At 56.1% G+C, this 20,529-nt stretch carries 13 protein-coding genes; 6 read left to right on the top strand and 7 right to left on the bottom strand.

The window, feature by feature from the left end; genetic code table 11:
- Positions 1-48: 48 nt before the first annotated feature.
- The 4 genes from ACR0LW_RS09295 to ACR0LW_RS09280 all read left to right on the top strand — a co-directional run bounded on the left by ACR0LW_RS09295 (position 49) and on the right by ACR0LW_RS09280 (position 4,626).
- Entirely contained in the window at positions 49-1,071 is a 1,023-nt protein-coding gene (locus ACR0LW_RS09295) for a recombinase family protein (RefSeq protein WP_480882394.1), read from the top strand.
- Positions 1,071-1,961, top strand: a complete 891-nt coding sequence (locus tag ACR0LW_RS09290; RefSeq protein WP_480882392.1) for a plasmid partitioning protein RepB C-terminal domain-containing protein — start codon at positions 1,071-1,073, stop codon at positions 1,959-1,961. The genes ACR0LW_RS09295 and ACR0LW_RS09290 overlap by 1 nt, the downstream gene beginning before the upstream one ends.
- Positions 1,961-2,860: a plasmid partitioning protein RepB C-terminal domain-containing protein gene (locus ACR0LW_RS09285; RefSeq protein ID WP_480882391.1), complete on the top strand. Its 900-nt coding sequence runs from the start codon at positions 1,961-1,963 to the stop codon at positions 2,858-2,860. Before ACR0LW_RS09290 ends, ACR0LW_RS09285 begins: the two co-directional genes overlap by 1 nt.
- Positions 2,861-3,219: 359 nt before the next feature.
- Positions 3,220-4,626: a hypothetical protein gene (locus ACR0LW_RS09280; RefSeq protein ID WP_480882390.1), complete on the top strand. Its 1,407-nt coding sequence runs from the start codon at positions 3,220-3,222 to the stop codon at positions 4,624-4,626.
- A 310-nt stretch (positions 4,627-4,936) separates the two neighbouring features.
- Here the strand turns inward: ACR0LW_RS09280 and ACR0LW_RS09275 are convergent, their stop codons facing one another.
- The 7 genes from ACR0LW_RS09275 to ACR0LW_RS09245 form a co-directional block, all read right to left on the bottom strand.
- Entirely contained in the window at positions 4,937-5,623 is a 687-nt protein-coding gene (locus ACR0LW_RS09275; RefSeq protein ID WP_480882389.1) for a DarT ssDNA thymidine ADP-ribosyltransferase family protein, read from the bottom strand.
- 122 nt (positions 5,624-5,745) lie between these two features.
- Positions 5,746-6,183, bottom strand: a complete 438-nt coding sequence (locus ACR0LW_RS09270) for a hypothetical protein (RefSeq protein WP_480882388.1) — start codon at positions 6,181-6,183, stop codon at positions 5,746-5,748.
- Between the two features lie 6 nt (positions 6,184-6,189).
- Entirely contained in the window at positions 6,190-9,606 is a 3,417-nt protein-coding gene (locus tag ACR0LW_RS09265; protein ID WP_480882387.1) for a TM0106 family RecB-like putative nuclease, read from the bottom strand.
- Positions 9,607-9,732: 126 nt separating this feature from the next.
- Positions 9,733-11,625 (bottom strand): ATP-dependent nuclease, encoded by a 1,893-nt coding sequence (locus tag ACR0LW_RS09260; RefSeq protein ID WP_480882386.1) that lies wholly within the window; start codon positions 11,623-11,625, stop codon positions 9,733-9,735.
- A 54-nt stretch (positions 11,626-11,679) separates the two neighbouring features.
- The gene (locus ACR0LW_RS09255) at positions 11,680-15,126 is read right to left on the bottom strand and encodes an ATP-binding protein (protein ID WP_480882385.1); all 3,447 of its coding nucleotides are present in this window, start codon (positions 15,124-15,126) and stop codon (positions 11,680-11,682) included.
- Entirely contained in the window at positions 15,123-16,370 is a 1,248-nt protein-coding gene (locus ACR0LW_RS09250; RefSeq protein ID WP_480882383.1) for a metallophosphoesterase family protein, read from the bottom strand. The genes ACR0LW_RS09255 and ACR0LW_RS09250 overlap by 4 nt, the downstream gene beginning before the upstream one ends.
- A 23-nt stretch (positions 16,371-16,393) precedes the next feature.
- Entirely contained in the window at positions 16,394-16,525 is a 132-nt protein-coding gene (locus tag ACR0LW_RS09245) for a hypothetical protein (RefSeq protein WP_480882381.1), read from the bottom strand.
- Between the two features lie 136 nt (positions 16,526-16,661).
- On the opposite strand from ACR0LW_RS09245, the gene ACR0LW_RS09240 reads away from it, so the two are divergent.
- Both ACR0LW_RS09240 and ACR0LW_RS09235 read left to right on the top strand, forming a co-directional pair.
- Positions 16,662-17,522, top strand: coding sequence for a BrxR family helix-turn-helix transcriptional regulator (locus tag ACR0LW_RS09240; protein WP_480882380.1), 861 nt, complete (start codon positions 16,662-16,664; stop codon positions 17,520-17,522).
- Positions 17,506-20,529, top strand: coding sequence for a sigma-70 family RNA polymerase sigma factor (locus ACR0LW_RS09235; RefSeq protein ID WP_480882379.1), 3,024 nt, complete (start codon positions 17,506-17,508; stop codon positions 20,527-20,529). The genes ACR0LW_RS09240 and ACR0LW_RS09235 overlap by 17 nt, the downstream gene beginning before the upstream one ends.

Genomic DNA, 20,529 nt, shown 5'->3' with positions numbered 1-20,529 from the left:
TCGGCACTTGAGCTGGAGGGACGTCCGCCCGGCTTCGGCTTGCGGCGCATGCTGATCGACGAGCATGGGGTCGCGAAAGGCATCCTGGACCGCGGTGAACACAAGAGTATTCAGACGGATCGCGTCACGCTCGTCCCAGGCCCTGCCGAGGAGATCGCCGTCGTCCGAGAAATCTTCCTCGCCTTCGTTGAAGGTCAAAAGTCCGAAACCGAAATTGCCCAGGCTCTGAATGCCCGCGGTATTCTAACGGACCTCGATCGCGCCTGGACCCGCGGGACCGTGCATCAAATCCTGATCAACGAGAAATACATCGGCAACAACGTCTGGAACCGGAGTTCTTTCAAACTGAAGAAGCGGCGTGTGCAGAACGATCCCGAGATCTGGGTTCGCGCCGAGGGCGCTTTTGAAGGGATCGTCGATCCAGACTTGTTTGCGGCCGCCAACGCCATCATCAACGCGCGAGCGAGCAAGCTCACCGACGACGAAATGCTCGAGGGCCTGAAGGAGGTATTCGAGGCTCAGGGCTTTCTCTCCGGCCTCGTCATAGATGAAGCCGACGCGTTGCCATCAAGCAGCGCGTACCGATCACGCTTTGGCAGCCTGCTGCGCGCCTACCGGCTTGTCGGGTTCAAGCCTGATCGGGACTACAGATACATCGAGATCAATCGACGCTTGCGCGAGCTGCATCCCGATATTGTTGCTGAGACGATTGAAGGCATCGAAGCCTCGGGCGGCAGCGTCGAACGACATCCCAAAACAGACCTGCTCACCATCAACGGCGAATTCACCGCGTCTCTCGTCATCGTGAGGTGCAGCGAAACCAATGCGGGCTCTCTGCGATGGAATATCCGCTTCGACATGAGCCTCAAGCCCGACATCACGATTGCGGTTCGTATGGATCGACCAAACCAACGGCCGCTAGACTACTACCTGCTCCCAAGCCTCGACATGACCCTTCCCCGCATCCGCCTGGCTGAGCACAACGGCTTGTCGCTCGATGCGTATCGTTTCGAGACGCTGGACCCTTTGTTCGACATGGCGGTTCACGTCCCTGTTCCGGAGGTGGCCTGATGGCAGACTCGCAACCCCAAACAGCCGAATTGATCCCGATGGATCGCATCACGGTGGTGAATCCGCGCGTGAGAAACCGAAAAGCCTTCAGAGATATCGTCGACAACATTGCCGAGCTCGGGCTGAAACGCCCAATCACTGTCGCAGCCCGCCAGAGCGAGGATGGCTTGCGATACGATCTGGTCTGTGGACAGGGCCGGCTGGAGGCTTTTCAGGAGCTCGGTCAAACGGAAATTCCGGCGATCGTCATCGACGCCAGCAGCGAAGACTGCCTGGTGATGAGCCTCGTAGAAAATCTGGCGCGCCGTCAACATCGCGCCCTCGACCTTCTGCGCGATATCAAAGGGTTGAAAGAGCGCGGTTACTCTGGCCCGGAGATCGCCCGCAAAACCCAGCTTTCTCTCAAATACGTCCGCGGCGTCCTTCGTCTCCTCGAAAGCGGTGAGCATAGACTGCTGAGAGCTGTCGAGAGCGGAAAGCTTCCGGTTAGCGTCGCCGTTGATATCGCTGAAGCAAAAGACACCGAAGTTCAGGACGTTCTGCGTCAGGCTTACGAGAACAACCAGCTGCGCGGCGGGCGGTTGATGGCCGCCAAACGACTTGTCGAGGCGCGTCAGCAATACGGGAAAGGCCGCCCAAGCGCGGACCAAAAGAAGAGGCGTTCGCTTTCGGTCGAAAGTTTGATCCGGACCTATCCGAACGACGTCGAGAAGAAGCAGGTGCTGCTCCGAAAAGCGACAGCAACGCGCAACGAGCTGATGTTCATCACGGAGGCCTTTCGCAAACTCCTGAATGACGAAAACTTCGTCACCCTTCTCAGGGCCGAAGGGTTGGCGACGATCCCCAAGAACCTCTCTGACCGCTTGGCCGCTCGAACGGGAGACCTCTGATGGCACGATCCGGACGCTCCAAATCGATCACCATGGCGTTTGAAAAAGATCTCATTCAGCTGCCGCTTGAGCAGATCTGCCCGCTCTACGCCGTTCGGAAAGAAACCAAGGACACGGTGAAATACCGCCAGGTCGTCGCTTCCATCAAGGAAGTCGGGCTTGTCGAGCCACTGGTTGTCGTCCGCGACCAATCCGATCCCGAGAAATACATGCTGCTCGATGGGCACGTGCGACTTGCGATCCTCAGCGACCTCGGCGAGCAGAATGCGCCGTGTCAGGTATCGACGGACGACGAAGCCTTCACCTACAACAAGCGCATCAGCCGCCTTGCCACCATTCAGGAACACAAGATGATCCTGAAAGCGCTCGAGCGCGGTGTACCCGAAGAACGGCTGGCCCGGGCGCTCAATGTGAACGTCAAATCCTTGCAGGACAAAAAGCGACTTCTGGACGGTATCTGCCCAGAGGCAGCTGAGCTTCTCAAGGACAAGCAGGTCGCGCTGACCGGGTTCCAAATCCTGAAGAAGATGAAGCCGATGCGTCAGATCGAAGCCGCAGAGCTGATGGTGACGATGAACAAGTACACCGTCAATTACGCCCGCTCACTATTGGTTGCGACGCCGGCCAGCCAGTTGAAAGATCCCGAGAAGCCAAAGGCTGTGAAGGGGATTTCTCGACAGCAACTCGAGATGATGGAACGTGAATCCGCGAACCTGGAGCGTGAGTTGCGTCTGGTCGAGGACACCTACGGCAGTGATCACCTCGATCTGGTTCTCGCGCGTGGCTATGTCTCCAAGCTCATCACCAATGCACGCGTCACGCGGTATCTCGAAATGTATCATTCCGAGTTTCTGCCTGAGTTCGAAAAAATCACGGAGACGGAGGCCCTGGCCTCCTGATCCGAGCAGTTCGGTCAATTTCGGCTGGGCTGTGACAGGGGACCCGGACCCGTACAAGCGCGGGGACCGCAGGAGACGCCGCACGGTGGGGCGGATCAAGTGCGGCGGTGGGGATGGCGGCGAACCCGTGCGGGGCCCACCAAGCCGAGATTATTCACTCGGCCAGACTTGCGAGAATTACCTCGCATGGGAGCCGGAGCGACTGACCCAAGGGAAAGACGTTCCGGTTCACCAATCATTCCCGCGTCTCACGAATTGTTCCGAATTCAATGGGTTGGAGGAATCATTCAAACCGCTAGACTTCTTGCGAGGTGACCGGAAAGCGCTCATTTGAAACTGGCGACCGGCGGGAGAAGCTCATGAAAATCAAGATGACGACGGCAGAAGCAGAAGAGTTGATCGCATCGGACTACCCAGGCGCTAGCAAACCGTTGACGAAAACGACCAAAGTAAGAGATCCAAATTCTATCGAGGCTTGGTTAACGGAACCAAAGCCGGCAAGTATATATCACACGCGAAAATTCGCGGGAGTACGATTTTATCTGCGGCTTGCCGCAAATGCAGAAGATGAGTTGCCAGCATATTCATTTCCAGCGGTGTTTGAATTCTACGAGAACAAAAAACGCTTTCCCGACAAGGGTTTGACAAAGGCGCTCTTTGATAATGGCCTTATCGAGGGAAAGTACCTAGGTGATCAGCTCGTCTTTTTACTGACAGAGACTGGGGTTTCTCAGTTCGGTTCTGGGCAACCAAGCCGAACTTCTCTACCGGAAAATCGGTTGCCACAACCACCTGCGGCAGCCGATACAACAGAGCGCAACATGAACACCACTCTGCCTGAAGGAAAACATATCCGCATCCGATCATTCTACGGTTTCGGGCCCGAGGAAGATGGCTATGTTGGTTGGACACAGGAGAGCGCTCGAGACGCCTACCTCCGCAAGCTTCAGGATGGCGATCTCATTATGATCTACGGCGCCAGCACGCCGGAAACTGAAAAGTCGCTACGCTCCTATGTTTTGGGTTTTCTTGAGATCGAAGCTACGCCGATCCGAGACTACGAGAAGGCCTCTGAGGCAGGCCTCAAGCGGAAACGAGACGCAGGTTGGGCTGACAAATGGACCCACGCGATCCCAGTGCGCCGAGCGTGGCGAGCCGAAGAAAAGGTCATGATCTCCCGAATCGCATTCAATTCCTATCGGCCCGAAGCAGGTCAAGCTCTGGCTGTGCATGGTGCGGATCTTGACGATGATGAAATCGCACAGGCCCTCAAGATCAAGGTGCGCGAGGTTAGTGTTTTCGGCGAAAACCCTTTAACCGAAGACGAAAGTCCGGTCTTGCCATTTGCCGAGACCTTCAAACCATCCAAAGCCTTTCCCGGAAGCTTCGGGGAGAGAAGCGCGACATATGAAGATGGTGAGGCTTACCTTTATCTGGCTGTCTACGACGGCGATAGTCATAGCTTCTTGGGCCGTAAGAAGGGCCTTGGCGACAAATCGGTCGCGATGAAGATCGGTGTTACCAATGCGCCAAAGCGCCGGTGTGCCGAACTGAACGCAGGCATCCCTCCGGCGGCCTCAGGCAATTGGGCAATGAGCTTCACCTCGCAGCCATTCCCAAACAAAGAAGCAGCGGAGGATGTCGAAGCCCAGTTCAAGAAAAACTCTTCTAGCCGATTGGAGAGTCTCGGCGGCGAGTTCTTCTGGGGGAAGCTGGAAGATGCGCAGTCTTTGTTCTGGCATCTGCCTGGCATGTCCCGGTTCTGAAGACGAGTAGCAGCAGAATAGTACGCCCTGAAGTTCGCAGGCTCGCATCCTGATCCAAGCAGTTCGGTCAAATTCGTCTGAACTACATTCGGGGAGCCTTCTAGCGCTTCAGGCGCCGACCTCCGCCTTCGACTTATTGGGACGCAGCACTCGGCTGTCGCGCAATAAACTTGAAAATGTCATGCAACCCTGGTTCTTAACGCCCTATCGATGAAGAATGGCCCCGCCTCTGACAGTCTTTGATAGCCTCGGAAACAAGAGACGAAACGATCCCGGCTCTGTAAGGCCGGACCGAGCCGATGCATAAGGCTCATCCCCAAGAATACTGCTTTCCGCGGATTCTTGGCTCGAATGGATGAACAACGACATCACAATCGTCGCGTCCAACGGCATCAAGAGCTTCCTGCACCCGATCGCGGTGTTTGGGCGTCTCGATCCAAGCGCCGAGAAGATAATCGGGATGGATAGAGTTCATCACCTGCACTTCAGAGTCGGGGAATGTGGGCCAACTCAACGGGAGACTGTGGGCCTCTCGGAACCCAGTTCCGCGTTCATCCATCAAAACCGAACAGTCTTCGAAGAGATGCTCAAGAGCGAAGCCGCCATATCTCTTGCCGCGCTCGTACCTGGTAGAACTGCTCACTGCACTGCTCCGATAGAAGAGGCAGTTGGTATCCCATAGTAGGCTCGGGTCCAAAGCGAGGATGACCCAAGCCGCATTGCCGGATCGATGGCGTTTTGCCGCGAACATTTTGGGATAATAGCAGGAGATCGACACCGAGATGGCGGTCTCCGCACCATCCAGGCGATCGACATCGCTTGCAAACACATCGTAGTCAGCGTGTTGAAGAAGCGATCGACTGAGAAGGCCGTGCTCGAGAATGCCCGGAAGGTTATCCAGCAAAGTGAAGTGCAGGACATACTCAATCTGCCTGGCATTCACTACCTCCGCGATATGATCAGCGATCTTCTCCTCATATGTCTTCTTGCGTACCATTTGTCCTCAAGCATCCATTCCGGACTCGTTAGGCCAGCGTAAAACCGCATCCATTTTGCGCCACAGAGCCATATCGCTTTGATCATGCCAAAAATGAACGGCCCACTCGAACCAATTCGTGCTTAGCGACGCCCCTCGAACCGAGGTTTCAGATTGAGGTGCAGAAAAGCTTCAAGCATTCGGCTCAAGGCATCGTTCTCTGCTCCGGGAAGCCGGACATTGGCGCGGCCAAAATTCTCGAATATCCAGTCGCCTATGTCTTCCTCAGCGCCTTTGAAGCCAAATTCAACGCGGTTAACCCAGATGTCCTGGGCGAAGGTACTACCCGCACGTCGCGTCCCGTAGTGTTGGCTTGTAAATCTCGGCGAATAACCTGTTTGTCCAATTCGAAGCCACTCCTGATCACGAAAAAACAGGTAAACTCCTCGAGCGTTCCGCAGTGGCTGGGGCCTTGTATGAGGGGCGCCCTCAAACTCCAATTGGAGAGGTTGCAGGTTCAGATCTTGAACCCCATGGATTTCAACAAAGCGATCCAGCAATTCCTCAAGAATTTTTTTCATAGTCTCCTATCTTCGTTTGACGCTCTGAGATAACTCTAGGTACCTGCAGAACGCATTTGCCAACTGCATCTGCCGCGGAGTCCGACATTCCGCCTCGAAGACCCTTGGCGACGCGACCAAGACCGCAACACACTTCGCCCGCGAGATTGCAACGTTGAAGCGGTTCGCACTGTATAGGAACTCCATGCCCCGTGGTGCGTCAGCATGGCTCGATGTCGCCATCGAGTAGATCGTGATGGGTGCCTCCTGGCCCTGAAACTTGTCGACAGTCCCAACGCGCGCGCCTGGCAAACGTTGCTGAATCTCAAAGACCTGCGCGTTGTAGGGCGCGATGATCAGGATGTCTTCGAGCATCAAAGGCTCCTCCTGACCCTCCCGATCAATCCATGTCGGCTGACCCGACAAGACCTCTTCAACAAGTCCGGCAACGGCATCGGCCTCCTCAATCGAAGAACTTTGATTGCCTGAATGCTCAACTTGGAAAAACCTCAGGCCCATGCCGGTAAGGGACCCGCCGCCGCGGATTTCCTGTAGCTCGCATCCATTTACTGAGTGCAGCTTGTCATCATAGAAAAGCTCAGAATTGAACTGGCAGATATCGGGGTGCAGGCGCCAGGTTTCCTCCAGAAAAAGGCCCTCGTCGCCCGCAATCGTATGTGCGCCGCCAAGAATATACTCGAGCGCGGAGACGCCTGTGCCGTCCGGATGCGTGCCCTGCGTGGGCTGGTCCAGCTGCTGCGGATCTCCGAGCAAGATCAGGGTCTTCGCGCTCTGAGCAACTGCCAGGACATTGGCCAGAGACATCTGCGCAGCTTCGTCAACCACGAGCACATCAAGCACTTCATGTGCGTCAGCGCGTGACCAAAGGAAGTGCGTCGCACCTGCAACCTGCGCCGACCCCGAGCCCAGCGCGGCATAAACCCCGGCGTTGTCGGACACGAACTTCAACTGGTCCTTATCAGGTTCCATCTCGCCGGACTTCGGTTTCTGAACACAGCAGAGATCGACCTTCATCTCCGGGAGGGCTTCGACGACCTTGTCGAGCAGGTTGCGGATCACCTTGTGACTGTTGGCCGTGATCCCGACTTTCTTCCCACGCTTGACGAGTTCGCAGATCATGCGCGCGCCCGTGTACGACTTTCCCGTTCCCGGAGGGCCCTGGATTGGGAAGACGCCTTCACCAAGCTCGCGAGCGACGCGAAGCGCAGCGTCCAGGGTCGTTTCGCCGGGCTGTCGGATCGGTCCATCGCCAAGTTGCGGTTTGAGACGCAGCAAGAGTGCCCGGGCGCTCTGATATGGCCCATCTCCTTCGATGCCATGGTCAGCGACATACTCCCCAAGCCGCATCAGGCTGTCGGCCTGTTCCTTCGTATTGAACATCTGATGTGCAAAAATGCCCTCGGGGTGGATGTCAGCTGTCTTCCCCATCTTCTTGATGTCGACTGTCCGGTCATCCGCAGAAACCGCGATCACGCTGCCGACTTTGTCGCCGCCATTCATCCGCAATGCTTCGTCGCCACGAAGATCCGTGTCCTGCTGTGGAAACGCATACCGGTGCACAGGCGTCCGAGCGCCCGACGGCGAAACGTCTCCTACAAACACGAGCTGTGACAACGCGGCGCGCTCGTCGATGAGTTCTTCTGGCGTGAGCGCGGAAAGCCGGAAGTATTCCCACCAAGCTGCCTTGTCCTCACGACGATGCCAGTCGAGGATATTCGCAAGGATCCAGCGGGCGTGCTGTTCGTCGCTCCGCCCTTCGATGTCCGCGGGAACGTCGGCCGTGAGGCGCTCGATCAGAGCCTGTACTGCTTCCTGACGTTCTGTCAGTGCCTCGCTTGGTTCCTGCTCGGACGGCAAGGGACGCGGAACATCGGTACCGGCTGCAACAAGCTCTTGCCGACGATTTTCAAGCCAGTCGCGCAGCGCAATGGTCGAGGTGCAATCCTCGTAGTTGTAGGACTGTACGGTCGCGCGCACCTCGCCGTCGATGGCATCGATATCGCCTAGTTCGAGTCCGGCTTGCAGACGCGCAAGCGCGACATTGGCATCTGGCAGACTGGTGTCCCGCTCAAAGCCATAGATCGGCTCCAACTTCTTGATCGAGTAGCTTTCGACCCCAGCGCGCAGCCCATTGCGCACGACGCTGTAGAGGTCGACCAGCAGATTGCTGCGCAGGAAATCATCGATCTCAACTTCGCGGGTCGCGTACCGGCCCATCAGCCGTTTCAGCGCCCCGGGTTCGTAAGGTGCGTAGTGGTAAACGTGCAGGTCTGGATACTGTTCTCTGCGCGCATTCACGAAGTCCACGAAGCGTTCGAAGATGGCTTTTTCGCCTTCCCGGTCGAAGGCCCAATCGGCTTTGTAGGTCCAGGCGCCATTTTCATGGCGATAGATGTAGCCGAAGAGATACTCGAGGCCGTGCTCACCAACAAACGCATCGCTTTCAATGTCGAAGAAGATGTCCCCTTCAGACGGTTCAGGCAGCAGACAAAGGCCGATATCTTCGTCGATCGGCAGGAGCTCATACCGGACTTCTCCGGCCTCACGCGACTCCAATTGAATCCGGGCTTGCTCACGCGCCTTCTCGTAGGAAAGCGGTGACCCCTTCTTAGGTTTCCAGGGCATCGGCGTGGGCATCGCGGCGAGCGCCGCCGCGGTCGTGATCCCACTATCCTGAAGCTCTGACGTCTGGTTCTTGCTGATCCCTGCCACCAGACAGAGATGGTCATCTGCACGGCGGCGTGCGTCGCACTGGGTCCGCCACCTGCAGATGTCGCAGTGCTCCTTCGGCTCAGGATACTGACCGCCCGGCGCTCCGTCGGAAGTCGCCGCTTCCGCGGCAGCCTTGGCCTTCCGGAAATACGCGGCGTAGTCTGCATATCGAAACTCTTGCGGTTCGAAGTCGGACCAGGGCGCCACGACGTACACATATTCAGGTGCGATACCCTGCGCTTGTTCTAGTAGATCGGCGTAGAGACAAAGCTGAAGCACCGAGCCAGCCTTGGTCTCGCGGGCAAGTTTCGTATCGATGATCTCGTAGGACCAGGCCCCAAGATCGCTGGGTTTCTCGACCCGCCGCAGGATGTCGGCCCGCCCGACCCACCTCTCATGTGCAAGCGCCGCCTGGACGATGATCTGAGCACCAGCCTCCATCGCAGCGCGGGTCTCGTCGACGGTCGCTGGCGTGATGTCGACCCCATCGATCCGGACAGATGTCAAACCCTGAGACTTAAGGTGCTCGATGAAGGCCTTTTCATGCTGGTCACCCCGCTCGCGCAAGATCTCGAGAAGAGGATCCCAGTGCTTTGGTTTAGCAAGTGCTCCTTCGGCGACCTGAAGATCCAGCTCCGTCAGATGGCCGCAGTTCAGGTGGCCCACGAGGTCGGATGCGCTCAAGACGATCTGATTGATATGCTTTTTCATGGCTACGCCTCCCAGAGATGCTCCGAGAAGCGGTTTTCCGCAACGTCACTCAAAGACCAGCTCCTTTTACAGGACCGTTTCGCGAGTTGATCCCGCTTGAGTGATCCGACACAGCAAGCGTCCTTCCTATGCAAGCACCCTGTCGATGAGCGATCCAAGCATCTCGAACCTCACGCCATCGTCCCACGCGGCGGACATGCATGCGGCGACAAAAAGAGGATGTTTTTTGGTACCTCCGAGGTTCCCCACGGCATCCTGTCCCACCTGATAGTAGCTTTTCTTTTTGGCGCCGAACTCTTCTTCGAGCATGCTCTCGATGTCGAAGTGCCATGCCGTCAGATTGTCCTTCATGATATGAGACTGCGGGAAAGATCCCATCTTTTCATGACCTGTGAGTGCAAGAATGGCATCATTATCGCGAATGTGCTCATCATGCGCTCGTTGATATTTGGCAGCATCTTTCTCGAGGAGCGACTTATAGACGGCATCGCAATCGAAAATAACATGATGCTGTATCCCAAAACTCTTTGCTACAAGCAGCATGAGCGCAAGCGAGCTCTTACCCTCGCATACGACGATAAATGATCCTGACTTTTGGAAATCCCTCTTCCTATCGGACAGTCGAAGGTAAGCCTCAATGCAGGCGAGATCCGAAATACCCTCTACCAAAACAACTCGTTCAGCGAAAAAAAGCTCGTTGAATTTCGGCTGTGTTTGAATGGCGAGCTTCGTACGTGCCTGGTCTTCATTCTGAAGTTTCTTTTTGAACGCCTTATTATATTCCTCGAGGACGCATTCAAAACTGGACTTTGAGATCTCTACCGACCCTGAGTTATTTCGGAACATTTTTATGCCGTCGAAATAATCGACATCGATGAAGTATGGGCTGTGCGTGGTAACGAAGACTTGTGCATCAGCCTTCGAGAGCTCCATCAAAATCTCGGCAAGATGCCGGGCTTGAGGGGGGTGTTGGTAGAGTTCGGGTTCTTCGCACCCCAAGATCAGCGTTGGGCTAACTGTACTATCGACAGCCATCAGTTCCTGCAAAATCACAAGAAGAAAAGATCTTTGGAGACCATGCCCGAACTTCTCCACTCGGTCACTGTACCCACGCTCTGAGAGAATGACCTGGGCAGTCGGAGCGTCAACTGACACGGATTTCTCATCTTGCTTCCAAGCAAGCTCAAGACCGGCATCGGTCATGACCGCAGACTGGAGTCTTTCAGCGAGGCGAGACTCCAGTCCTTCTAGGTGCTTTCGCTGGCTGTCCAACAGGCCCGAATATGCCTCGAAAGCCTCTTTTCTAATCCGCTCGAGCTCAGCGTCATAGCCCATTTGAGAGCGGATCGTGTGTTGTATCAGCTTGCCGAGATGCGAAGACTGCGCCTCCTCTGATTCCGTGGCGGCCTCCTTTACAGCCGGGATATAGACCCAGCTGACATGACGTTGGAACTTGTGCGAACCCTTACTCACGCCAAAAAACTCTGCGCCACTTGGCGTGAGCTCTTTCTCCCCCTCAGGCAAGGCTTCCTCGTAAGCAAGAAGAGCGGCCTCGCGCGCTCCGTCATTCGTGGCATTCTCAATTCCAGGGTGGTCTTCACACAGCTTGTCGAAGACTTGCTTGCGCGGGCTGGCTCCACTCGTCTCAAAAAAGCTCTTGAAAGGAGGGAAAACGAGACGCTCGCCGCGTACCGCCTTCTTGAATGTCCCTTCCTGATCTTTAGTGACTTCCGCTTGGACCACGAGAAGGCCTGATCTGACGTAGTGACTGAACTCTTGAACCGCCTCATCACTGAGTTCATGGAATGTAACCTTCACCACAATAGGATGGCTGTCATCGCGTTGATGGAAGTCCTCTTCAGAAAAACTGCTGATTTTCCCAAAGAAGAGATTGAGCGCATTCAAGACCGTGGATTTTCCAGCTCCGTTTGGGCCAACAAATGAATTAAATCGCTCACAGTCGATCGTTGCCTCTTTGATCGATCGGAAGTTCTCAATGTGGATCTGCTTAATTCTCATACAATCGCCATCTATTTTCGTCTTCTGCCGGTGGGCCTGACTTGCTTGGCAGCCTTAGGACGAAGTGAACTCGTGGACCATTAGTCCATCTCCGCAGACCTTTTGCGCCAGTTCCACCACATGTTCATGATGGGTGAAATACAAAGCCTGGCCCTGCGTTGCGATCTGCTTCAGCAAGGTGAGGGCCGCCTCCGTACGCGTGTTATCAAAGGTCTCCATAATATCATCAGCAATGAAGGGCAGCGTTGTCCCACCAGACCCGTATTGCCGGTATCCGGCCAGCCGAAGCGCGAGATACAGCTGGAACCGTGTACCTTTGGACATCTCAGAGACCGTAATGAACCTCCCGTCCCGTTCTCGGAGAGCGAGCAGCAGCTCTTTTTGTCCATCTGCTTGAGTTTGAAGCTCCGAATAGGCGCCATTGGTAAGGGCTTTGAAGGCCGCTTCGGTGTCTGCAAGCATCCCGCTGCGATGCTCGTCGCGATATGCGGCAAGCGCTTGGTCAGCTGCTAGGATACCGAGCTGCAGCCGCAGCGTCGATTTCGCGCGATCTTCAAGCTCGAGTAGCAAAGTCTGCCGCCGCTCTTCGAGCTGTGCCGGAACATCATCTCCTCCAACCTTCTCAAGGGCGTCCTTCGCCGACCGAACATCTCCGATTTTTTCTGAATAATCCGCCTCGGCACTCTCGAGTTCAGAATTCAGTGCTTCGATCTGCCCCCGGAGATCTACAAGGTCTTGATCAACAAGGATCGCACGCGCCTCATCAACGCCCTTCACACCAAGGCACTCTTGGATTTGGTCTTCGAGAGCGCGTCTTTTACCACGCAGGTCGTCGGCCTTTTCGGCCGTCTCAAGCGCCACAACCAGAGCATCGAGCGTATTAATCTCAACGACATCCACAAACGGTGCCGCGAGAGACTGCATACGGTCTAAGACGGCCGCGAGTTCCGCCTCGGCAGAACGCACACTGCTGCTCGCAGCCTCGATCTTCTTTGAAATGGACTCAAACTCGCTTTGGTTGCGCAACGCGCTTTGAAGACGCCGACGTAAACGCTCAGCGAGAATAAGAGGTGCGGCGCTTTCGGTATCGCCAATGCGACTGGCGAGATCTCCCACTGAGGCCGAAAACGCCTCAAAATCTTTCTTCAAAGCTTGGATGCGCCGCTCAAGCTGGTCGAGCTGAGACAATTTGGAGTGGAGTTTTAGAAGTGTGGTCTTCTTCCACGCAAACTCATCCAATTTGCGCAGCGCTTCAGGAAGTGAGATGGCTTCGCGCTCCCATGCCTCCGCCGCGGCGGCCTTCTCCTTCTCCAGGCGCACAACCTCTTTTGTTCGATTTTCCGCTTCTTCTTTAGCTTCCTCAAGAGCTTTGCGATGTGCAGTCGCTTCCGCTTGGGACTTGGCGGCTTTCGTTACTTCGGCGCGCGCGGTTCGAATGAGTGACCTCAGATCCCGCTCATCTGTTTCGTGGCCGAGCGCGTCTTCGAGCGCACCGGCGGCGTCAGAAACGATGCGCTCAGCCGCGGTCCGAGACTTCCTCTTGGTATCGAGATCGGTATGCGCGTCTTGTGCTTCGAGAAGGGCGCTGCGCCATCGCGGCAGGTCCCTTGGATCAAAAACCGTTGGCAGTCGAAGGCGCGCCATCAGGGCCTCAGCGGTTGCCGCTGACTTGGCGAGCGCTGCCTCTGCCTCATTCACTTCCTCGTCTTTGAGCTCCACCGAGCGCGCGGCAGAGGCAACCTCGATTTCAAGCTCGCGAAGTCGTGCCAGCCGCTCGGCGAACCCCAAGCGGGCCTCTTGAAGCGCATCATCTCTCTGAAGGGCCGTGTGGAACTCAGACGCGGTCCTTTTGTCGAGCGTCGAGAAATGCGCCTCCCAAAGCGCGTCGCGCTCTTGGCGCGCACCCTTTGCCTCCTCATCAACCGAAGCTGCCTCATCCTTTTCGAATTCCTTAAAGCGCGCGCTGAGACGTGCGTGCTCCTCGCGCTCGTCTTTCAGTTGGCGCTTCAGCGTCGAGATGCCTTCAAGTTGGTCACCCCAATGCGCTGAAAGGCGTTCGGCTTCACTCTCGGAAAGCGCAATCGATCCCAAGTCCTCCGCTGCGCCCTCCCAGGGTTGCAGAGCCATAAGTGCTTTCTCGAAGCGGCGCTCCGCTGAGTCGACTTCACCTAAGACTTTTTCCAATCGGGCAAGCTGATCCTCTGGCTCGAGCTCGGCCAGGAGCGCTTCCAGATCTACTTCATTCGTCTCAGAAGCGACGACGGACCCGGTCTCCTGTATCTCCGCCAGGCGCGATAGGGACCTAGCTTCTTCCTCCCGAGCCGCCGAAAGCCGCTTTGCAAGATCCGTATAGCTCGTTGCAATGCTTTCGAGCTGATTCAGCTTGGCCTCGGGTATCCGACCGTCCTCCGGTTTCTCAAGCCCCAAGTCGCGGGCGGCGTCGGCGAGCTCTTCCGACAGCCCTTCACGCTCTGCTGTTCGCTTGGGAAGATCTTCTTCGGCGGTCTGCGCTCGAGATCTGGGGAGGTCTAGCAGGACCGTGAGCTCATCGGAGATCTCCAGCACCGCCGCATCCACGGCCAAACCGTCGCGTGCTTTTTGATGCTCCTCGAGCTGAATGCGTGCCTGCCGGAGCTCGGTCTGCACTTCGACCTCATTGAGCTTGAGCGTCTTGGCTTCCCCCAGGGCATCGTGCGGGACGACCGGGTAGGCCTCCAGACCCGAGAGGGCTGCTATCGTCTCATCGAGCTGCACCAAGAGCGGTATTGCGTCGATCATTGCTCCGAGGCGTGCCCGCCTTTGGAACAGTGCGTCACGAGATGCTTTCGACGTAGCGAGGATATTTTCGGCAGCGTCGCGGACCTCCTTCAAGCGTCGATATGCGCTTGTCGGAACATCAATATCTCTAATTTGATCATTAAGCGCTTTGAGCTCTCTCTTCGCCTCCGCGAGGACCGTCTTCTTCGCGCGAGGCTTATGAAATAGATCCACCTCATTGCGGGCTGCCTCCAGCACTGAGCCCAAATCCGAGAGCCCTGCTGCTGCCGAGAAAAGGAGTTCGCCAAGATTGCCCTCGCTCGCGAGGATGTCCTCACCCCCCTCTTCAATTGTGACGTCATCCAGCGAGAACATTGCCCGGTACTGATCACGGTCTATGCCATCCAAGGCATGCGCGAGGATCGTTGGATTGATCGGATCTCCTCCAGGAGAAATCAGATCTCCTTTGTTACGCTTTATCCGGACAAGATCGACGACGCCTTGGTCGAGCTCCAGACAGGCACCGATCCGCATAGTCTCATAGTCATGAAGGAAGTTGTAATTGCTGCGGGCTGGGATCCCAAAAAGGAGGTCCAAATAGGCATCGAAAGCCGTCGACTTACCGGCCTCGTTCGGCCCAAAAATGATGTGAAGATCTGGTTTACCCTCCCCCTTCGGACCGAAGTCGAGGGAGAAGTCGGTGAAATGCCCATATCGGGTGAGATCAAGACGCCGAAGCCTCACGAGGGTTGCTCCGCACCGCCGGCAAGCATACGCGCGACAATATCCTGGACGCCTTCGTCGAGAAGGTGCGCGACTTCACGAGCTTGATCATCTTCGGCTTGCCCAAACGTGCTTCGGAGCTCTGGTGGCAGATCCCCAATCAGATCCTCTGCCGCACTCTGCGCGCGCTCTAAAAAGCTTGGCTGCGCGACTAGGTCTTTCATTAGAGCGCTCAACTCTTTCCGAGGATCTTCGCCCTCCCCAACGATCGACGGCGGGACAAGATGCTGAACGATCTTGTCGATCCATACGACCCCAGTGGCGCGAGCGAGGTTCGTCACGCTCTCCAGAAGGAGGTCAGCGTCGCGCCTCAGGCGCCAGGCGAGCGGGGTTTCCCCGCGGAGCTCCAAGCGCAATACGACATGATCTGAGGATGACTGCGCCGCCAGCTTGATGACCTCTTCGATGGTGCTCATGGCGTCGCGCCAGTCGCTGACAGCGTCGAGTAAAACGTCCGTTCGCACAAACTCGACGTTCGACGTGATGTGCTCCTCAAGCGAAGCAACCCCGTTCTCAACCGAAACGAGGGTCACGGACTTGGGGCCAGCCTCGCCGATATCGCGGCCTTGGGGCATGCCTGGCATGACAATATGAGGCGCTTCGCGATGGACGGTTCGAACATGCACATGGCCCAAGGCCCAGTAATCGTACCCGTGCGTTACAAGATCATTTGGGCTGCAGGGTGCATAGGTGTCGTGACCTGCCGCTCCGGCGAGGCTCGTGTGCAAAAGCCCGATATTGAATAGGCCGGGAACTGGGGGCTTGTACTTCGGGAGTAGGCTCTCTGGTGCCTGCGGCTTGGAAAAGCTGACGCCGTGAATCGCGACGCCATGTTCAGGGAGTTCCACGGTCCCACCATGACCGCTGAACACTTCAACATTGGGTGGGAGCTCGAGTTCACGGGTCAAGACGCTCTCCGCGTCGTGGTTGCCGCGGATCAAATAGACGCTGATCCCCGCCTCGTTTAACCGTTCCATCTGGCTCACAAGGAAGGCGGCAGTCTTCATGCTCCGCATATCACCGTCGTAGAGGTCACCAGAGATCAGGAGCGCATCGACCCTTTCCTCTAGGCAAAGCTCAACGATGCGCTCGAGCGCCCGACGTGTAGCATTGCCCACAAGCTCCGAGAGTCCTTCATCCTTAAGTGCCAAGCTCTTGAGAGGGGCATCAAGATGGAGATCAGCGGTATGAATAAACCGAAACATAATCCATTAACCCTCAGAATTCATTAAAATATCTCTTCATTATTCGAGCGAAAGCGGCTTTCACACAAGTCTTGAATTGAGACAAAGGGGAGGCCATTCAGACGGCCGACGAGGCCGGATGCGCTCAGGACGACCTGATCGACATTCTTTTTCATGGCTGAGCCTCCCAGATCCCGATTGCTAGAGCGTCGGTTTAAGTTTGATTGCTCGACTTTTCATGGATACCCTACCGTCAGCCCAGAAATTGTGCACGCACATTTATTGTGCGGACCAAGCAGGTGGGAGGGCGCGTTGGAGAGCAGCAAGTCGGAATTGCGCTGGGGTGTTGAGCGTCGCCTCGAGTTCATTGAGTTCCGACTTTTCTGGGAGGGGCATGTGAACCGGAGCGATTTGATGGAGCAGTTCGGACAATCGGTGAACCAAGCGTCCGCCGACCTGAACCGCTATATCGGTCTGGCTCCGGACAACATGGTCTACGACAAGAGCGCCCGGACGTATGTCCGAGGCCCCGAATATGCTGCACAGTTCCTGAAACCCGATGCAAGCCGCTACCTCGCACAGCTTCGGTCTTTGGCTGACGGCGTCATGGACAGCGACGACGCATGGATCGCCGAGCTACCAGCCTATGACGCCACACCGACACCGGCCCGTGGTGTGAACCCCGTGATACTGCGATCTGTTGTCGGTGCAATTCGACGCTCTGAGGCGATCGAGGTGAAGTATCAGTCCCTCTCGCGCCCGGAGCCGAACTGGCGGTGGATCGCGCCGCACGCGATCGGTTTTGATGGATTTCGATGGCACACCCGGGCCTTCTGTAAGACTGACGAGGCCTTTAAGGACTTTTTGCTTTCGCGCATCCTCCGGACACGCGGTGTAGAGGCCAGCGGAGCCACGGATGCGGCCGATGCGGATTGGCAAGAACATGTTACGCTTGAGATCGGGCCACACCCCGCCCTTTCGGAGACCCAAGCCAAGGTCATCGCTCTCGACTACGGCATGCGCGGTGGCAGGGTAAAAATCAAGGTTCGGCGTGCGCTACTCTATTATGCGCTTAGACGACTTGGGCTTGATACTGATCCTGGCGCAAGGAAGCCGCAGGATCAGCAAATCGTGCTTCTCAACAGGGAGGCCGTTTATGAGAATACTGGATAAATTGTCTCGAGTCCTGCGCGGTCGTGCCTCGCCCAACTACACACCCGAAAGCCAAGTTCTTGCCCCTTACGAGATCCGGCTGATTGCCGAAGGTAAGCTCGATGGACTTTCCGATTTCGCTGCGTCTGCACGCCTCCATTTTTCTGATTCGAAGGGAGACACCCCACTCCATCTGGCAGCACGGACGGGAAACCTTGCTCTATGCGATCTCTTCATCCGTTCCGGGGCCGATCCCAATACACTTAACCATGAACGGCAAACCCCCGCTGACGTCGCATTTTCAGAGGGTCACGGGTTAGCATCGCAGCTTCTGTCGTCGCTTGTTACAGAATCGCCAACTGAAGAAAAACCTGAAGAAGGCGGCATCACCCCAAGACCCGAAACCAGCAAAGCGCTTAGAAACGATGTTTCAGAACATCGATTCTCGCAAACCCCGCAAAGAATGCCGGAAGCGCCTTCAAAGCATGTTGATGAACAAATTGAGGAAAAGTTTTGGACCGCAGAAAGAAATGAGGAACTGACACGACTGTGGTCCTTAGGCGCAGAACCAGGCCAGATCGCTCAAAAACTTGGCGGGCTCGCCACTCCCGGCGCAATACTCAACCAGATTCACTGTTTGGGTATATACAAGTTGAGGGGAACAACCAGTGAGCGCACGGAGCTCACCCAATTCGAAGAAAATCCAAAGTCATCCGCAAGGTCGTCTTGGCCAGAGGAGCGGGTCGACCTCCTGAAAAGAATGTGGGCCGAAGGCCGAAGTGCGAACCAGATCGCAAGGGAATTGGGCGGGGTCAGCCGCAATGCAGTGCTGAGCAAAGCACATCGTCTCGGCCTGTGGAAAAAAGAGGGTGATGACGACAGCAGCTCCGAAACGGTAGCTGAAATACCCCCGCCCGTTGCCGCTCCGCCCATTGCAGCGCAACCGGAACCGCTCAGCGCGGAGACTGAGCAATTTAATGCGGCACCAAGCCAACTAGATGACCTTGACGACTTGCTTGTTTTTGAAGCTGAGGAAGAGCCAGAGAAATTCTTCGGCGAGTCCAAGCGCGAAGCGATTTCGGGGACATTCGTTGCGCTTGTCAGTCCCTCACCTGTAGTTTCCACGGATGAGCACGGAGATTGGGATCTCGACCTTTCACCAGCATCGATTGCCGGTGAAGGCATTGGTGCCGCCGCCGTAAGCTCGGATAATCGCACCGAGCATGATTTTCTCAAGGTACGTAACCGTGGGCGCCAATCAACCAAATCCGCGGTGGTTCAGAGCGGCACGCGACTGTCAATCGATCCGGAGATCTGCACCTCATGGGCCAAGGAAATTTTGCAAAAGGGATGGTACTCATCCAGCGACATCGAAAACCTTCTCGCTCTATGCGACGGCAATGGTGATCTTGAGGAATTGCGCATCAACCTCCAGCGCAACCTTGAGGTCGGCGGCTTCGACGAGGTAGATTTAGCCTTCAGGCATAATGACGGGCTTTGGGACTCCCGAACAGAGATATCCGCGGATGAGCTTTCTGAAGCAATCGAGGCAGCTCTCACGAGATCGACGCGGCTGCCCGGAACACAACGCTTCGTCATGGACAAGTCCGATGAACGGAAACTCTTGGAGCCCATGGTCCGGGCAAAGCAAGAGCTTCAGTTGGGGATTCTCGCCTCCGAAGCCGCCGTCCAAACGATCCTTGATGTCGTCGACACCATCCAGAGTGGCGTCCGGAACCCAAGTTCTGTTTCGCTAAAGACCATCATCCCCTCTCGCCCTGGCCACACCGAGACGGCCGAAGTCATGGCCGCTGCGGAATCCCTCAAGTCTTGGCAAGAAAATGGACGCGTTATGGATGGTAAACGGCGACGGCAAGCGCTTAACGCGCTTGAGGCGCTCGATCTATCTCTGGGATTCCTAAAAGAGCTCGTTAGTTCGATTGGACAAAACCTTGCCAGCACAGAGCATGTCAAAGAGCTGAATACCCAAATCTCGCTCTTTGAGGACGCCAACGAGCGACTAGTCCGCAAACACCTGCCTTACGCACGACGCTTTGCTGCACGGAGCGTGGAGGAAGGTGAAGACCCAGAGGACGTCTTTCAGGTGGCGTTCATGGGTCTACAGCGATCCACGCGGCGCTTTGATCCAGAGCGCGGTTATCGCTTCGTTGTCTATGCCTCTTACTGGATGCGGCAGGCGATCATGCGATGGCGTGCTGACGAGGGATCTACGATCCGCATCCCCGTTCATCGGAAGGAGAAAATTGCGAGGTTAGATCTCGCCATGGATAAGCTCGACGTTAGGACTGACAGCTATGTTTCCGAAAAGGATCTTGCCGCGGAACTGGAATGGACAACTGAAGAGGTGTCTCAGTTTCGTGGGTTTCCCCGCGAGGCTGTGTATCCAGAAAGCATCGACGACTGGGATGAGATATTCCCTGGTCAAGAGGACGCGAACGCCTTCGACGCGGCAGAAACAGAGCTGATCATTGCAGACGCCCTGGCCGAACTGCCAGAGCGCGAGGCTGATATAATTCGAATGCGCTTTGGGATTAATCGCGATTCCGACATGACCCTTGAGGAGATCGGTCAGATCTATGGAGTGACGCGCGAGCGCATTCGACAGATCGAGGCAAAGGGCCTCGACAGGCTTTCTCATCCGGGCCGCATGCGACGTCTTGAGATTCTATTGGGGCGTGAATTAGGAAAGGTGGAAAATTCTTTTCCGTCTGCGGCATCTCAAAAAAAAAGTGATGGAGCCAACTCGGCAAAAAGCGCCGCATTCGCGCCAAATTCAATTGGACATCAAGACACTCAAGAACTCCCAAAGGATTTTGGTTTAGGGGCGAACAGAAATCACGGGAAAGGTGAAAATGGCGCACAATCCATAGGGCCAAGCTCTGATGATCTCTTTGATCGCGCCATGCAGATGTGGAGCTCAGGCGTAAATCCGGACGAAATAGCCCGAGATTTGGGTGTTGATAGCTGGCAAGAAGTGTTCGGCACAGGAAAAGCTGATGGCAGTTAG

Source organism: Ruegeria sp. N4, from assembly GCF_056531425.1.
This window is presented reverse-complemented; position numbering and strand designations above follow the sequence as displayed.

Coding starts and splice junctions, on each gene's coding strand:
- ACR0LW_RS09290 (WP_480882392.1), top strand. CDS start 1,071: ATGGCAGACTCGCAACCCCAAACAGCCGAATTGATCCCGATGGATCGC.
- ACR0LW_RS09245 (WP_480882381.1), bottom strand. CDS start 16,525: ATGAAAAAGAATGTCGATCAGGTCGTCCTGAGCGCATCCGGCCTCGTC.
- ACR0LW_RS09250 (WP_480882383.1), bottom strand. CDS start 16,370: ATGTTTCGGTTTATTCATACCGCTGATCTCCATCTTGATGCCCCTCTC.
- ACR0LW_RS09270 (WP_480882388.1), bottom strand. CDS start 6,183: ATGAAAAAAATTCTTGAGGAATTGCTGGATCGCTTTGTTGAAATCCAT.
- ACR0LW_RS09280 (WP_480882390.1), top strand. CDS start 3,220: ATGAAAATCAAGATGACGACGGCAGAAGCAGAAGAGTTGATCGCATCG.
- ACR0LW_RS09295 (WP_480882394.1), top strand. CDS start 49: ATGCTGATCGACGAGCATGGGGTCGCGAAAGGCATCCTGGACCGCGGT.
- ACR0LW_RS09235 (WP_480882379.1), top strand. CDS start 17,506: ATGAGAATACTGGATAAATTGTCTCGAGTCCTGCGCGGTCGTGCCTCG.
- ACR0LW_RS09275 (WP_480882389.1), bottom strand. CDS start 5,623: ATGGTACGCAAGAAGACATATGAGGAGAAGATCGCTGATCATATCGCG.
- ACR0LW_RS09260 (WP_480882386.1), bottom strand. CDS start 11,625: ATGAGAATTAAGCAGATCCACATTGAGAACTTCCGATCGATCAAAGAG.
- ACR0LW_RS09265 (WP_480882387.1), bottom strand. CDS start 9,606: ATGAAAAAGCATATCAATCAGATCGTCTTGAGCGCATCCGACCTCGTG.
- ACR0LW_RS09285 (WP_480882391.1), top strand. CDS start 1,961: ATGGCACGATCCGGACGCTCCAAATCGATCACCATGGCGTTTGAAAAA.